Source organism: Photorhabdus khanii NC19 (assembly GCF_000517265.1).
Classification (GTDB): domain Bacteria; phylum Pseudomonadota; class Gammaproteobacteria; order Enterobacterales; family Enterobacteriaceae; genus Photorhabdus; species Photorhabdus khanii.
Genome location: NZ_AYSJ01000013.1, coordinates 234310 through 249492, shown reverse-complemented (window position 1 = coordinate 249492; position 15183 = coordinate 234310). Strand labels below are relative to the sequence as shown.

At 44.5% G+C, this 15183-nt stretch carries 15 protein-coding genes and 1 pseudogene; 2 read left to right on the top strand and 14 right to left on the bottom strand.

Features of this window, described 5'->3' with window-relative positions; translation table 11 throughout:
- The 12 genes from PTE_RS13150 to PTE_RS13095 form a co-directional block, all read right to left on the bottom strand.
- Complete coding sequence (locus tag PTE_RS13150) at positions 1 to 660, bottom strand: type VI secretion lipoprotein TssJ (protein ID WP_036847206.1); 660 nt, start codon at positions 658 to 660, stop codon at positions 1 to 3.
- Positions 653 to 1750 (bottom strand): type VI secretion system protein TssA, encoded by a 1098-nt coding sequence (tssA, locus tag PTE_RS13145; RefSeq protein ID WP_036848335.1) that lies wholly within the window; start codon positions 1748 to 1750, stop codon positions 653 to 655. Before tssA ends, PTE_RS13150 begins: the two co-directional genes overlap by 8 nt.
- Before the next feature lie 13 nt (positions 1751 to 1763).
- Complete coding sequence (locus PTE_RS13140; RefSeq protein ID WP_021323682.1) at positions 1764 to 2063, bottom strand: PAAR domain-containing protein; 300 nt, start codon at positions 2061 to 2063, stop codon at positions 1764 to 1766.
- A gap of 11 nt (positions 2064 to 2074) precedes the next feature.
- On the bottom strand, positions 2075 to 2659 hold the full coding sequence (locus PTE_RS13135; RefSeq protein WP_036847203.1) for a DUF6931 family protein: 585 nt from the start codon (positions 2657 to 2659) through the stop codon (positions 2075 to 2077).
- Between the two features lie 33 nt (positions 2660 to 2692).
- The gene (locus PTE_RS13130) at positions 2693 to 4699 is read right to left on the bottom strand and encodes a type VI secretion system Vgr family protein (RefSeq protein ID WP_036847200.1); all 2007 of its coding nucleotides are present in this window, start codon (positions 4697 to 4699) and stop codon (positions 2693 to 2695) included.
- Positions 4700 to 4720: 21 nt separating this feature from the next.
- Positions 4721 to 5698, bottom strand: a complete 978-nt coding sequence (gene tssG, locus PTE_RS13125) for a type VI secretion system baseplate subunit TssG (RefSeq protein ID WP_036847198.1) — start codon at positions 5696 to 5698, stop codon at positions 4721 to 4723.
- Entirely contained in the window at positions 5689 to 7500 is a 1812-nt protein-coding gene (tssF, locus tag PTE_RS13120) for a type VI secretion system baseplate subunit TssF (RefSeq protein WP_036847194.1), read from the bottom strand. Before tssF ends, tssG begins: the two co-directional genes overlap by 10 nt.
- A gap of 5 nt (positions 7501 to 7505) precedes the next feature.
- A complete protein-coding gene (tssE, locus tag PTE_RS13115; RefSeq protein WP_036847190.1) occupies positions 7506 to 7952 on the bottom strand; it encodes a type VI secretion system baseplate subunit TssE in 447 nt (148 codons plus the stop codon).
- 54 nt (positions 7953 to 8006) lie between these two features.
- On the bottom strand, positions 8007 to 8501 hold the full coding sequence (locus tag PTE_RS13110) for an Hcp family type VI secretion system effector (RefSeq protein ID WP_036847187.1): 495 nt from the start codon (positions 8499 to 8501) through the stop codon (positions 8007 to 8009).
- Positions 8502 to 8552: 51 nt separating this feature from the next.
- Positions 8553 to 10034, bottom strand: a complete 1482-nt coding sequence (gene tssC, locus PTE_RS13105) for a type VI secretion system contractile sheath large subunit (protein WP_036848332.1) — start codon at positions 10032 to 10034, stop codon at positions 8553 to 8555.
- Between the two features lie 7 nt (positions 10035 to 10041).
- Positions 10042 to 10575: a type VI secretion system contractile sheath small subunit gene (tssB, locus tag PTE_RS13100; protein WP_036847184.1), complete on the bottom strand. Its 534-nt coding sequence runs from the start codon at positions 10573 to 10575 to the stop codon at positions 10042 to 10044.
- 684 nt (positions 10576 to 11259) lie between these two features.
- Positions 11260 to 11634: a VOC family protein gene (locus PTE_RS13095; protein WP_036847182.1), complete on the bottom strand. Its 375-nt coding sequence runs from the start codon at positions 11632 to 11634 to the stop codon at positions 11260 to 11262.
- A 522-nt stretch (positions 11635 to 12156) separates the two neighbouring features.
- Between PTE_RS13095 and PTE_RS13090 the strand changes: the two genes are divergently transcribed.
- Together PTE_RS13090 and PTE_RS13085 are read left to right on the top strand one after the other, a co-directional pair.
- A complete protein-coding gene (locus tag PTE_RS13090; RefSeq protein WP_036847180.1) occupies positions 12157 to 12489 on the top strand; it encodes a helix-turn-helix transcriptional regulator in 333 nt (110 codons plus the stop codon).
- On the top strand, positions 12479 to 13735 hold the full coding sequence (locus tag PTE_RS13085; protein WP_036847178.1) for a type II toxin-antitoxin system HipA family toxin: 1257 nt from the start codon (positions 12479 to 12481) through the stop codon (positions 13733 to 13735). Before PTE_RS13090 ends, PTE_RS13085 begins: the two co-directional genes overlap by 11 nt.
- A 102-nt stretch (positions 13736 to 13837) precedes the next feature.
- Here the strand turns inward: PTE_RS13085 and PTE_RS26545 are convergent.
- Both PTE_RS26545 and PTE_RS27010 read right to left on the bottom strand, forming a co-directional pair.
- Positions 13838 to 13939: pseudogene (locus PTE_RS26545) on the bottom strand (multidrug transporter subunit MdtI); the annotation flags it as partial.
- Complete coding sequence (locus PTE_RS27010) at positions 13903 to 15183, bottom strand: cupin domain-containing protein (protein ID WP_036847176.1); 1281 nt, start codon at positions 15181 to 15183, stop codon at positions 13903 to 13905. The gene PTE_RS27010 and the pseudogene PTE_RS26545, both read right to left, overlap by 37 nt.

The following is a 15183-nucleotide window of genomic DNA, read 5'->3' as shown; positions in this document are numbered from 1 at the left end:
TTATTTCCTCAATGGGTTTTTGTCATTGCCGGATCCGACTGTTTGTCCGGGGAAAATCACCTCATCCCCAGCGTTGCCTGCGGAGAAATCACTGCGGGTAATGGCATAACGCCCCAACATCAGCTCAACATTCATGGGAATAAATTCAGCATTCCAGGATTTATTCCACCAACCGCGCGGCTCAAGACGCAACGGTAGCGATAACACACGTACATGAGTGCTATTTGGTGCAGGGTAATAACCGGCAATCAATGCGATATAACGTGCCTGTTCTGCTCTATCAATATGTAAAGAGACAGATTGCCCCGGCATCATCACATAATTATCAAGCTGTAATATCTGTTCTGTTGCACCGGTGCCGGCAAATAAATTACGTAACAACACCGGATTAGCCAGTAATTTATCCAGTTGTTCGCGTTTTTCTGCCTGAGCAATTAATATCGTGCAACTATTCGGTATATTATTAAAAACATTCAGTTGCGCATCGGCAGTCATTTTTAAACGAATGGCATTACTGGCATAAATTGGTTTGGCCTGTTCAATCGCCTGCAAGCGTTTTTCATTATTGGAAATAGAATCACTGCAACCACTGATTAGAAAAATTACTGTTAATATTAAAAAACTGCGTTTAATGACATTATAAAAATTTATATTATTCATCTTGCCCTCTGTTTTTATCCGGCCCTTTTATCACGCGCATAATTTCTTGTAGCGCGGAGGTATTATCCTCCATCATTTCCTCCAGCCATTCGGCCATTCCCATATTCGCCCAACGTGCTGCCCGCTCCATTAAATATGGCACTGGGCTGGTAGGTTCATTCTGTCGAAAATAATTGGCGATGTTGATCATTTGCTCAATGGCAATAGCGCGCATTTCATGATGCGTCCGACCTTCCGCCAAAAAAGTCGTATTAATGCCGTTTGACTCTTTTCCTCCTGGCACGGTTTCTTCATTGCTGTATTTCTGAGCTGATCCCGGAGCAACAATTTCACGGAAACGTTCGATTAATGCCACCAAACTTTGCAGATGTTGCGTACTGGCGCTCATACTGTTGCCGGATGTTGGCAATAAACCAAGCATGATCTGTTGCAATGCTCCCAGTGCGTTACGGACCTGTTCAGCCTGTTCCAGTAAACGGTTAAACTGTCCGGCTGGTGTAGTGCGAATACTGTCGTCACATTCAGCGATACCAAAATAGCCATCACTGATCAGAGGAGCACGTAATTCACTATTAACAGCGATACGTTGTTCAAAATATTGCACTCGTTGCCAGACATTCAGGCTCAATTTGTCATCATCAGTCAGTGTCAGATTGTCCAACTGTTTCACCAGCTGTTTATCCAGCCAACTCAGGCGGCCAAGACGAGCATCCGCACTGTTTTCTCCATCATCATCCAGAGGCGGATAAAGCACCGGCCAAAACGTTTCCAGCAAGCGGGTCAGTAACGTGATACCACCGGCGATACCTTCCAAACCATACAGCTCCCCTTGTGCTTGAGTTAACCAACACGCTATCTGCAAGTCTTTACTGTGTTTTTCCAGTACTGCCTGACACAACGTTGAAACCTGCATCCAATCAGCCTGACGGGTTTCACATCCCCATGTATCGTCCTGGAGAAACTCTTCATCGGTTTCGCGTGCCGCATTTATCTGTTCAAAAATAGGCTCGTATTCGATATCACATCCTGCCGGTTCATCAGCAGAAATTGGATGTAAAAAACGGGCGATATCTGTTTGTGCTAAATTCACCGTGATTTCCATTTCAGGCAATAATCACCAACGGGTAACCGGTGGTAATTGTGCCGCCATGCGCGCACAGATCACCGAGTCTGGCCGCCGGCCTCCCACCAATCAACACTGTCGGGCTGCCCATCACCACCGTATCCGGCGGACCGACGCATACCAACAGTGATCCCATTGTTGCTGCTGGCAGACCACCAATCAGTACCGTCGGTACGCCTGGCGGCATAATTGGTCCGCCCACATGGGGTATGGGGGGTACCGCCGGCGACATCATTGGACAAATATGCATATCACCCACACGAGCTGCTGGCATTGGCATCATTGTTCTCCTTATAACGTGGCTTCGTGGTACAGATAGTTTTTGCGTCCCTGATCCTGTGACGGCGGCAATTGTTTCAGTTGACTGTGTGCCAGTTGAAAAAATTGATCAATGTACAGCGCTTGCTGTTCCGGTTGTTCGCCATATACATGCAGGATCAGACACAACGTATCTGCCAGTGTGGCAAGTGACTGCCACGGTTGCGGATAGACTGCTTCCAGATCGGGCGTTGTCATGCTGCCTTCACTCCAGAAAACTGAAAGCACCAGACAGGAAATTGGGTTATCAAACCCCACAATCTGTGCCTGTTCGAACAATTCATGACGCAGCGGATCACCGCCATTAGCTCGCCAGCGCCGTACTTGTTGCAGCAATGAACGCTGCTCTTGCATCAGATCTCGTTCGTAAACGCAGGAGATAAATGTCAATGCCAGTTCCAAAGCCTGAGCATATGGCAACATGAAAACGGTGTAGAACACCGCGTCTTGCCACAACATTTCCTGACTAAGCGCCGATAGATTCTGTTCATGTACTGCATGTTGCCGTAATACCAATTCCGCCTGGGGAGAAAGCCGGCCGTGTCGTAATTTAGCCATTGTTCTAAACTCTTGTTATTCGTTGATCTTGCATTAACCAATCTTGGTTAAAATCCCTTTCACCATGGCAATGCCGGTAGCATCCACCTGAACAATGCCGCCTTTTAACTGTGCCATCGCACTGCCTTCGACTTTTACCGTGGTTCCGGTGAGTTCCGCCATACCGCTGCTCTTCAACGCCAGTTTCCCTGAGCCTTCTACTGTGACCGTCGGCGCTTTGATGGTAATCCCCGCCGGGGTAATCGATATTTTGCTGGCACCAACTGTCAGCTCAATTCCCTGACTTGCGGTAATAGTGCATTGCTGACCAACATTAATTTTAGCGTTGCCTCTGGATACTTCCAGCGCGTAATTACCTGCGCTAACGGTAGTGGTGAAATTGCCGCGATCCAGCGTTTGTTTTTTATCGCCTTTTTTCACCTCGGTTAACGCGCTGCCTTCACTCAGAATTAACGTGTCATTGCCCTTTTTAATTTGGGTATCACGTTTTTCTTCGATTTCCCATTGCGCGTTGCGATCGATCTGCGCTGAAAAATCATTCTTTACTTTCAGACGCATATCTTTTTGTGAATGAAGCAAAACAAATTCTTCACCTTTTTTATCTTCGAAACAAAGCTGATGCCCTTGCTGCACCGTACCTTTTGCGCTACTGCGCGTGGCAATGCCGCTTTGTGTTTTCTGCCCTGGCAGCGCAAACGGGGGCGTCTTCACTCCGTTATAAACCGTTCCGGTTACCAACGGACTATCTGGATCACCGTCAACAAAACTCACCAATACTTCACTACCCACACGTGGCACAAATTGCGCCCCAAATTTTGCGCCATTCCAGAATTGGCTCACTCGTACCCAGCAGGAACTGTCATCATCTTTTTTGTGTTCTTTATCCCAGTGAAACTGGATTTTAATCCGCCCTTGCGCATCGGTATGGATCTCTTCTGACGACGGACCGACAACCAGCGCAGACAACACACCGGAAATATAGGGCCGAATAACAGAAGGGCGCGGGCGGAAGACTTTATTCGCCGAAAATAAAGCGACTTGCGACGAAAACAGTAATCCGCCTTCTTCCAGGTTACTTTCCGCTTTTAATTGCTGGTGGCCCACCGCATACCGACCATCGGCACTGCCGTGTCCTTTCAGCGTAAACTGATGTCCAACCTGTAAACCGGGATAACTGTTAACGGCGCGCGCGTAATGTGACTGTGATTCCCACTGTTCCATGCACAGCGCTGCCTGTGCCTCCAGTTGATTACGCTCCTCCTGACGTCGGTCGTCATAGATAGAAAGCTTCGGATTGACGGAATAGCCGCTGTTCGCTTTGGCACTTGCGCTTACTGCCGTGGCGTTTTTAACGTTATAACCATTCATTTCCGCTGAACCTGGGATAATCATGCGATGAATATGCCAGGCACGTAGCCCATATCCTTGCTGATCGCCGATCTTCGATTGATACGGCAATACAGCTAAAGGCGCATTAGTAAACGTCGAAGGGTGATCAGCCAACACCAATACATGACGCCCCTCTTCATGGCGGAAGAAATAGAAAATACCCGCCTGTTCCAGCTGGCGCGCCACAAAGTCAAAATCTGATTCCTTGTATTGCATACAATATTCAAGCTTCGGATAACGGCTTTTTAACGCCAGTTCAACGTCGTTAAACCCACGTTTATGGAAAATATCGCATACCATATCCGGCACACTGATGCGCTGATAAACGCGCAGATTACGGGTTAACGTCAGCATTTTCAGCCACGGTTCAATGCGTGCCTGATAACAAAACTGGCCGTCGGTAAAACCTTGTTGCTGTAATTCAGTCAATATGCCATGCACAATACGGTAATTTGGCGCTTCACCAATACGAAATGCCAGTGGCTTACCGATATAAGGCTCCAGCTTGTCCCAGTCTGCGCTGGAATAGAGCTGAACAGAAAATGAATAAGGCTGAGACAAATGTTCTTCACCTTCGATTTTACTCAGCGCCACAATATCTGACAGGCTACCGATAACCTGTAAAAAACGATTTTTTTGCCCTAACAGCATATTTTTACCTGCATTTTTTATTTAAACTGCGTAAGGACTCGCACATTCAGCCAAATACACACGCTGAATATGGCTATCTCCAGTATCCCCTAAACAACCATCCCACCCCAATCGGCGGCTGCCATTTAACATATTGCCCTGCCCACTATGCTGCACCAGTAATTCCAGCGAAAAGGAGAGCAGCGGCCCGGCAAATTGCCACACCCACTGCGTCAATCTGCGATGTTTTTCATTTCCCGGCATAAAAGCGGCGTGCTGCCAGGCGGCAAACGGCCCCAGCTGAATATGAAACCCTGACTGAATATCCCAATAAGCATGACCCAACATCGGGCTATCGCCCAACAGGCTGCGACCCAGGCAACAACAATGTGCCTGTTCAGCATATTGCCAGCGCCCTTTAAAGGGATGAATACTGACCGGCATGTTAAATTCCCGCTGCAACAGATGCTGCAAGTTCACCATTGTGCGAATCGGTGTCGCCAGCAACCCAACACAGGCGGGATGAATGCACTGTGTTTTACTTTCGGTTAATTGTCCGGCTACCGCCGCAATGACTGCCGGCAGTGCCTGATAGCTTTGCAGTTCTGCGTTGACATATAACCGGTATTTCTGCCATGCCTGAAAACGCAAGCTAAGCAGCCGATGGGTAAAAATATCAATAAACGCCTGGGCTGATTCGTCGCCGTAGCGATAACGCCTATCAATCAGCCATTCGGTATAACTCAACGGTAATGCACCAAAAGTTCCTAATAGGCCAAAGTGATGCACCGCCATACGATACTGTTCGTGCTCCTTTTGCGCAGGCATCAGGGATTCCACTTCCCTTTCCGGTGCCTCCAGTGTCAATACGGAGCTGAACTGCACTACATCGTCAGGGGTAATCACCGCTTCTTCACGCTGACGATGACGACAGCGTTTAAGCAACCGGCGTACATTCTGATAAAAACGACCACCCGCCAAACGCACTCTGTTTTCTACATTATTGCTTGCTAAAGCCATGTCAGTTTCCCGCTGCGACGTGGCCAACGGCGCGTACTATTATTAACCGTCTCCAGCTGTGTTACGGTTTGCGTGAAGCTGTTAATTGGCGCATACATAGCGATAAAACGTTCTAACAAACTGCAATACAGATAAAAATCGACAAATTCGCTCGCCTGTGCTTGAAAGGTCAGCGTTATCTCCAACCCTCGCGCCAGAGAATAAGGATCGGCGGGGTTTAAGCGCGCACTTACCGGCGCAATGGCAATCTGCTGTAATTGTGCAATCAACCTCGATATGGCCGGATCACTGAGCAGGTTGTAGAGTTCCAGCGTTTCTTTTAAGCACTGAACTCCTTGCGGACCACTCAGTAACATTTGGTTCAAATTAAGTTGCGACACCAACTGCCAGTTCAACGCACAACTTGGTTGTGGACGTACCGGCAACCGGGGGCGGATCAATCCCAGAATTTTTACACCAGGCAAAGCACTTTCCGATTCGAAATCCCCGTCAGGATGACCGTTACTCAACTGCTGTGGTACATCACGGTTAGTACAGGTCAGACTCAGTATCACCACATCGCTTTCTGGTTTTAGCTGTTCGCCGCGACTATCAGAAAAACCGATGAACATATTTATCCCTGTGTCGTTATGTCTTAGTGAGGGGTGCGGTGACGCCTGCCAGAATAACGGGATTTGCTCATCAAATTGTGTATGTTCAATACCGAATAACGGCGGCACCCGTCTGGAACTCAATTGCTCCTGCTGACGGCTGACAACCTCAACCTGATCGATGGTATAGACTTCCATGCTTTGTGGACGACGCGCATCCGGTTGAACCAAGTATTCATGCTCAGTTTCCAGCGGAATAATCGGCTCCGCCTGATGAAGAAACAGATTGACGATGGGTACACAATTCAACCGGAAGGTTTCGTTGCTGACTTTATCACTCATACGTTCAATACGACGCAACGCTACGCAATCCTTAAGCCGGAAACGATATTGCAACTCGCCTGATAAACTAGTGATCAAGCCGGCATCAGGCAGCGGAATATCCAGAAATAAAAATCTTTCCGGAAAACTGAAATAATCGCGGAACAGGTGGTGAGCTGGATTTATCAATAAATCATCGGCACACAAGTTGTCTTGTGGATCAAAACCCACCACTTGAATATCCCGACTATTCATGCTGAATATGCGCTCACCCAACCGGCATTCCAGTTGCTTAACTTGTGCCGACAGTAATTCATACAAGCTGTGAGTCAGCACTGGTGCACCATGTAAGTACAAACGAATATGGCGAGCCTGAAAACTGGCACCTGGCCACAACGTAAAATTCAACGTTAAAATAAAATCCCGGTCGTAAGGGTCCGGCGTCAGCTCCGCGTGCGTTAAATCCAACGGCAACATTTCCAGTGGATATACTGTACGGAAACGGCATGCTACATCACCTACCGGCTGAGAAATCAATGAGGTATGCCGTGCTACCGTCATCATCCCGGTAACGCCGGATGTTTGCGGATCCTGTTGAAACTGCACTAGCGATACCGACGGTACCTGACGCAAAAACTGCGGTGCCAGTACTTCCAACATGGCGTTACTTAGCTCCGGCATATCTTCATCAATACGTTGGTGGATTTTTGCCGTCAGAAAAGCAAAAGACTCCACCAGACGTTCTACATGCGGATCTTCCGAAACGCCCTCCGCGAACCCAAGACGTTTGGCTATTTTAGGAAAACGCTGAGAAAACGCAGCGCCATATTGTCTTAAATAATTTAATTCCCGGTTGTAATAAGTCAGTATTTTCTGTGGTAATAGCATCATGTTGTTTATTGTAATTTATCCCATGAAATTGAATAGGTATAAGCGGTACTACTCCATGAAATAGAAAACACCACCTGTTCATTGAAAAAATTTCCATTCACCCAGAAAGTAATATTCTCCGGCGTATTTTTCTGTAATGTAATAACGACATTTTTCAAGCGTGGTTCGAACCAGGAAATAGCTTGGTAAATATTATTGCTCAGTGCATCAATACGTTCATCATCGGAAATATCCACATTAATGACATCGTAAACACCATAATTTAAAACTGATTTCGGCAACTCCCCAAATAATGGTGAAATTGCAGAGATCGGTCTTGATGAAAACAGCATGCTCAAATCGGAAATCAGGCTTTGTACGACTTCCTGACGTGACCAGTTCAGCGTTACACCACGTTTTTCATCTTGTGGATAATCGTCTTTCAGACGATGGAGAAATGAGGGCTGAATCATAATATCTTTCCGGGCAGAAACCGCCGGCCAAAGGCCGGCAGTAAACAGTAAAAATTACTGTTTCTTGTTCTCGATAAGATCCCAACCTTCTGGACCTGCTTTGTTGCCTTTGGTTCCGTCTGGGCTGAGTGGGGTGAATGTCCATTTAATTTTGGAATAGGTGATAGAAAACTGCTCTTGTGGGAATTCACCACCACGTGAACAGGTTTCATGGACGTCGGAGATAATACATTCGTCCATTTCAACTTCCGCGTAAGGATGCATTTCCCCTTTGAAAATCGTACAGATTTCCAGTTTCACTTTCTTAATCGCCGTACCCTGCGCCACTGCGGACAACAATTTGATAGAACTGATGTCCATCACCTTCACACAGTCAATGGTACGGAAACCCGCTGCACCAACGGTAATCTTACGTTTACCACTGTCTGCGATACGTGCGTGGTTGAACGCACCAAAGTTGACATGCTCCAGCTCAATCCAGTCTTTATGCTTGCTGTCGGTACTCTCACCTTTAATACCATCGATTTGTAAAAAAATTGAAGAACTCATAATTAACTGCTCCGTTATAATAAATAGGATAAATTTTAATAAATAGAATAATCAAGCTGCCGATGACGGCGGTAAATCAGCAACCAGCCGTAAAGACATACTTAATCCTTCCAATTGGAAATGCGGCCTTAAATAAGCTACCGCTCGATATGTTCCAGGTGCTCCTGGAACTTCAACAACATCAACTCTTGCCTCACGCAATGGGTGGCTTGCTTTAATTTCTGCGCCGACGGTATCAGAACCAACAATATATTGGTTGATCCAACTTTGCAGATAAGACTGACATTCTCCGCGGGACATAAAACTACCCACTTTGTCACGCACGATCATTTTCAAATAATGGGCGAAACGAGAAGTCGTCATAATGTATTGCAATTGTGTCGATAATTTTGCGTTGGCATTTGCCAGGTCAGAATTATATTTCCTCGGTTTGTTAGGCGACTGTACCGAGAAGAAGGCGGCATAGTCAGTACCTTTATAATAAACCAGAGGAATAAACCCTAATTCCGCTAACTCTCTTTCACGGCGATCAGAAATGGCCACCTCAGTCGGGCATTGCAGCATCTTTTCACCGGACACAGAGGAATAATGATGGGTCGGCAATGCCTCTACCAATCCCCCGCCTTCCACACCGCGAATTGCCGCGCACCAACCATATTGTTCAAACGCAGCCACCATACGGCCCGCCAGTGCATAAGCGGCGTTAATCCACAGATAACTGCTGCTGTCCCCTTCTTTTACCTGCTCCTCGAAACAGAATTGTTCAACCGGGATGGTTTTTGCCCCATAAGGTAAACGGCCAATCACCCTCGGCAAAGTCAAACCGACATAGCGGGAGTCATCGGATTCCCGAAAACGCTTCCAGCGCAGATAATCGGATGTTTCAAACAATTTGGACAAATCACGTGGACGTGGCAGTTCACCAAAATCATTCAGCCCTAACATACCTGCGTTGGCTGAACTGATAAACGGGGCATGGGCTGCCGCTGCCACATGGGAAATCTGCTCCAGTAAATAAAGATCTTCCGGACTGTTATCAAAGTCAAAATCACCGACAAACGCTGAATAAGGTTCACCACCAAAGGTACCGTATTCATACTCGTAAACATTCTTAAACAACATTGACTGATCGAAATCAGACGCCGATTTAAAGTCCTTAATCAAATCGGTTTTTGTCGCATTCAACATTCGGATCTGGGTATTATTAGTTTCACTCTGGTCAAGTAATCCCTTAAGCCCTACCCAAGACGATTCCAGACGCTGTAATTCTGGGTGATGCAACACCTTGCTCAGCTGAGCGGACATCAGTGCGTCAATCGCGGCGATACGCTCTTCAATGCTGTTTACTAAATCACCAGAAACCACCAGCGAACCTGACGTTACTTCGGCCAGAAACTGGTCAAGCTGGCTTTTGACCCGATCACGATCGGCTTCCCGGCGAATGGCTTGGGTGTTATCAATAATCTGATCAAGAAAATCACCACTGGTTTCCGTCGTTTTCAATTCTTGCTGTTCAACAACGCTCTGTTCCATGTTTTCCTCACTGTGCATTGTTATTTTCCGGAGTGACGTCATCCGCCGTATTTTCTGTGGCTGGCGTTTCCGTCTCTTCATTTACCTGTGGTAATTTGTCCGCATGTTCAGCAAGAATTTCCGCCAGACGGTCGCGCAATTTTTCATTGCTCAATGCACGGCCTTTCAGATCGCTTAATTTGCTGCGAACCTCCAGCAAATTACGTAGCGGTTCAATCTGTTTCGCCAAATTCTCTGGGGTAAAGTCCGCCATTGATTTAAATTGCAAATCGACATTAATAAATCCGCTTTGCCCAGGCAGCGCACTTTCAACCTGTAATTCCAATGAAGGCGTCAGACCTTCCATCACCGCATTAAAATTATCTTTATCAATATGCATGAAACGACGTTCACGCATAGGAATTGATTGTTCAGCAAATTGACCAATGACACCAATGACCAAGGGCAATTCTTTTTTCTCGACCGCACCACCTAATTCAACATCATAAGTAATCTGAACTCGGGGCGGTCTCACTTTATCAAGCTTACGTTGAGTATTCATGGCACCTTTATACCTTTATATATGACAGGAAGTGCAAACTTACGTTAAACCGCACCAAACCTGATTGAATAACCGAACAAGATGAGATAGACGAAGAAATCAATTAACGTCTATTTATAGCAATCTAATATGCTGTGACACATTTAATGATATTTAAAACCCACCGTGTGTCGGCTGGTAAATAAGTTCTCATGTATATTAATTTAATGCAATACTTACGGGGTTAAATATAATATTGTAAACCTTGTAAATTAATTTAATTGTTTGTATTTAAAGATAAAATTAAAAACACAGCATTGTGGTTAAAATGTATTTTCATACTTGTCCTATTTTTTACCTACTATTTTTAGAAGTGAAATTCTGATTAGTCAGAAAAATTAAAATATAGATGTAATTAAAGGGTTAATTATGGTTTTCATCATAATTAACCTGAAATGGTCATATTGATTATCGATTTGTTAGATTTTAAAGTTTTTTATTAAAGAATAAAGAGAAAAATAGGAGGTAAGAAATAAGTGGGTAAATGTGATTTTTCAATTCTGAAAAGCAATCAATTATCTTAGCTTTATTTTTAATAATTTCATGAATATAAAGGGTGTCTCAGAAAAAGGAATTTAATCCTCCTGATTAAACTCCTTTAAGAAAATTTTCACCGCAGTCGTGCCAGGGAAGTTAATCTAGCTTCTAATCCAGGGGGCATACTCGAATAATATGACCGTCAGGATCTTCAACGAGGAAAGTACGACCAAAAACTTCAGTATAAGGTTCTTGCACGATTTTGATGCCGGGGTTCTTCCGCCATTCCTCAAAGAGGCGATCTACATCTTCGTGGGATGGCAACATAATGCCGATCTCAGAGAACCGCGGGACAGCAGCATCTGGCTTGGTTCCGCCAGACCAAATAGCAAACAGTGCTTCGCTGTCGGCAGCAAATGCCACATAGCGGGGGCTAGAAAACACGGGTTCAGAATTGAAAAGTGTCTGGTAGAAAGCTGTCGAACGTTCGATATCAGATACGTAGACAAGCTGAAGATTGGGTTTGGGAGATACTGTCATCATGTCATTCTCATGTAAGTTAGATTTAATATAAGAAAGTAAAAACAAGCTGTTGTATGACTCAATCATGTAACAGGTTGTTATTGCATTGCACTTATCATTTTAAAATAATGTTAATTACATGTATATATATACATGTAATTAAGATAATGTGTTTCTAACGAGTCGCAATGGAGGGAAGTTTATTAGGCGTACTTAAAAAATTGGCATTTCATTTGATTGAATTATGGGTATTCAGTTACGGGTAACTACAGAATTCGGAAAAAATAGTACACTAAGCCATGAGTGCCAGTTTGAAGCATAGTTTAACCTGACACTCTTTGCTTAGCGTACTTTAATTTCCCTTTCGCCAAACGACCCCTATAAGAATAATCCTTTGAGTTTTACTCCCATACCTTGTACCTCACATGGTCATTATAATGGTCATGTGATATTGACATCCTCATTTCAACAAACCATTATAATGACCACTATACTGTTCATTAAAGCCTATAAAGACCAAAATAAAAGTCAAAAGGAGGGAGTATGTCAAAACATAGAGCCTATTCTAAATTCTCCCAAGAAGCAGCCATGCTACTCGGAGAACAAATCAAGCTAGGCAGAAAACAACGTCGGTGGTCAGAAAAGAATTTGGCAGAACGTGCGGGTATATCCAGAACTACACTGCAAAAAATTGAAAAAGGAGATATGGGCTGTTCTATAGGACTAGCATTTGAGCTAGCTAATCTTGTAGGCATCAACTTGTTTGAAAGGGATAAATTTCCTATCTCAGCACGTATAGAACAAACAAGAGATAAGCTGGCTTTGCTACCACAACGCATTCAAGAAGAAAAGAGAGTGGTATACGATGACTTCTAACAACAAAGAAGTTTATGTTTGGATATGGTTACCAGAGCAAACTGAGCCAGTAGTAGCTGGCCGCCTAGAAGAATTTAATGGCCGCATTTTATTTAACTATGGTAAAAGTTACCTTGAAAGATTAAATAGCCAGCCGCTACCTATCTCAATTTATGAACCGGAATTACCATTAAAATCAGGTATCATAGCCCCATTGAGTGACCTAACAATGCCTGGCTGTATCCGCGACGCATCTCCTGATGCGTGGGGTCGTAGAGTTATCATAAACAAAATATTAGGGTTAAAAGGAGCGGATACAGAAACTGCTACATTAAATGAAATAACGTACCTTCTTGAATCTGGATCTGACCGTATAGGCGCTTTAGATTTTCAATTGTCCCCATCCGAATATACTCCCCGATCTATAAAGAATGCCAGTCTGGAAGAACTTATTCAATCAGCAGAACGAGTTGAAAATGGTCTACTACTAACACCAGAATTAGACCAAGCACTTTTTCATGGCAGTTCAATTGGTGGAGCACGTCCCAAAGCACTCATTGAGGATAAAAACAGCAAATATGTTGCTAAATTTTCCTCAAGCAATGATCTTTACAGTGTGGTTAAAACAGAGTTTATTGCTATGAGACTCGCTGAACTATCCGGCATTAATGTTGCCTCAGTAAAATTAACAACATCTGCAAATAAAGATGTACTACTCATTAAACGATTTGACCGAGAACATACTCAAAACGGTTGGTTACGAAAATCAATGGTCTCTGCTCTAACTCTATTTGGATTAGATGATATGATGGCTAGATATGCTAGTTATGAAAAATTAGCCGAGATTATACGATATAGTTTCACTAATCCCCAAAAGACATTAGAGGAGCTATTTTCACGATTAGTTTTTAATATATTGTGTGGTAATACGGATGATCACGCTCGGAATCACTCCGCATTTTGGGATGGCAAAAATTTAAGTTTAACCCCTGCTTATGACATCTGTCCTCAGGGTCGAGCTGGTAATGAAGCATCTCAAGCGATGCTAATAATTGATAATAAAAATCTAAGTCAATTACGAACTTGTTTAGAAACTGCACATAATTTTAATATATCAGAGGAGAAAGCAAAAGAAATCTTCAATAGACAAATATCAATAATCCAAGATAATTGGGATAATATCTGTGAAGAAGCCGAATTAAGTGAAATAGATAAAAAATTGCTCTGGCATAGACAGTTTTTAAATCCATTTTCTATAGAGTTTTGAGAGCATTTAAAGAGTTACCAAGATATTAAAAAGCTTCAGTTAACCCGAAAGAATCAAATGTTACCTGAAGTTATCATTTTATTATAATTAACCACTTAAAATCTACGCCAATTTAATCATCACCATCCCGAGCAACAACAAAACAATACCGCCCCAACCTTTACAATTCAGACGTTGATTAAACATAACCCAGCCGGCAGTAATCCTCCCAGCCTGCGCAACTGTTTCACCGTAACAAGCAGTGCATCCAGCGACACACGTCCTTCAAGCTCTGCATGCAGATCGCGCGCACTGAATGGTATCTCAGGAATGGTCTTCAATAATCTGATACTCACTTCATTTCGAACGAGGCGAATGTGGTTCCCGTGGACAAAGACCAGTAAATCCTCGTCCACCTCAATAGTGGTTATCGGAAAGTCAGGGTCGCGGATCCAGCGTGTATCCGGCGTAATCATGTCATCCTGGAAACGAACGTAAGAATAGCGCAGATGCCGGCGGCTTGAGGCTCTTGCCATATTTTCAGCATATATTCGTCTCAACCACCCCGCCTGAGAATACGCACCCTTTTCGGCCTGTTCCACGACTTCATCAATAGAACCTCGCAGGCCTTCTTCGGTAATGGCATGTTGAAGAGTATTCGCAGTTACCTTGGTAGCTGAATACTTTGATATCGCAAATGCAATACCAATTGAGAAACCCTCTGTATTACCAATATGGTACCAATGCGGTGGCAGCAAAAAGACATCACCCGCTTCGATGACAAAGGTTTTACCATGAGGTACCAAGCGTTCCGGCTGGAAGCAGTTCTTTCGTTCACCATTCAGTCGATGAAACTCTTCTCGGCTGAAAAGGGTCATCTCCTTGGTCGTGGGGCCAGTATGGAAATGGACAATTGAGGTGTAGGGATCATCAATGTGAATGCCAAAAGGCGTGTAGCCGTAGTTGCCGATAAATAACGTCACCTCAACCGTACTCCGCCAAGCGCCTTGAGCTTCGACAACCGGCGCGAAAATGCGAGCCCCCATCCGAGCCAATGGATCAGACCATTGTTCAGCACCATTCACAATAATGCCGAACTTGTTTCCAGCAGTAGCTCTGGATACATAGTCCTTGAAAGCCTCTCCCACCCGAGGATGATTAAATAAAACCTCGTTCTCGTACTGAGGGCTCAACATGCCGTCAATATACACTCGAAACAAACCACTGATAGCCCGTTCAGCTTCTGTAGACATGCTGGCAAACAAATCAAAGAATAGAGCATCATCGAAAATTACCGGTTCGAAAACCCTCTTCAATAAAAGAGGAGCCATTTTGCACGGCGTCTCGACGGGATTATATTCATATGCAGCACTGGAGGATTCATGAGCACAGATGTGTTGATAAAGCGGTTCCAATCGTTGCATAGACAATGCTGAAATCAAGGCATTGTATTGAAGCATGTCAGTCAT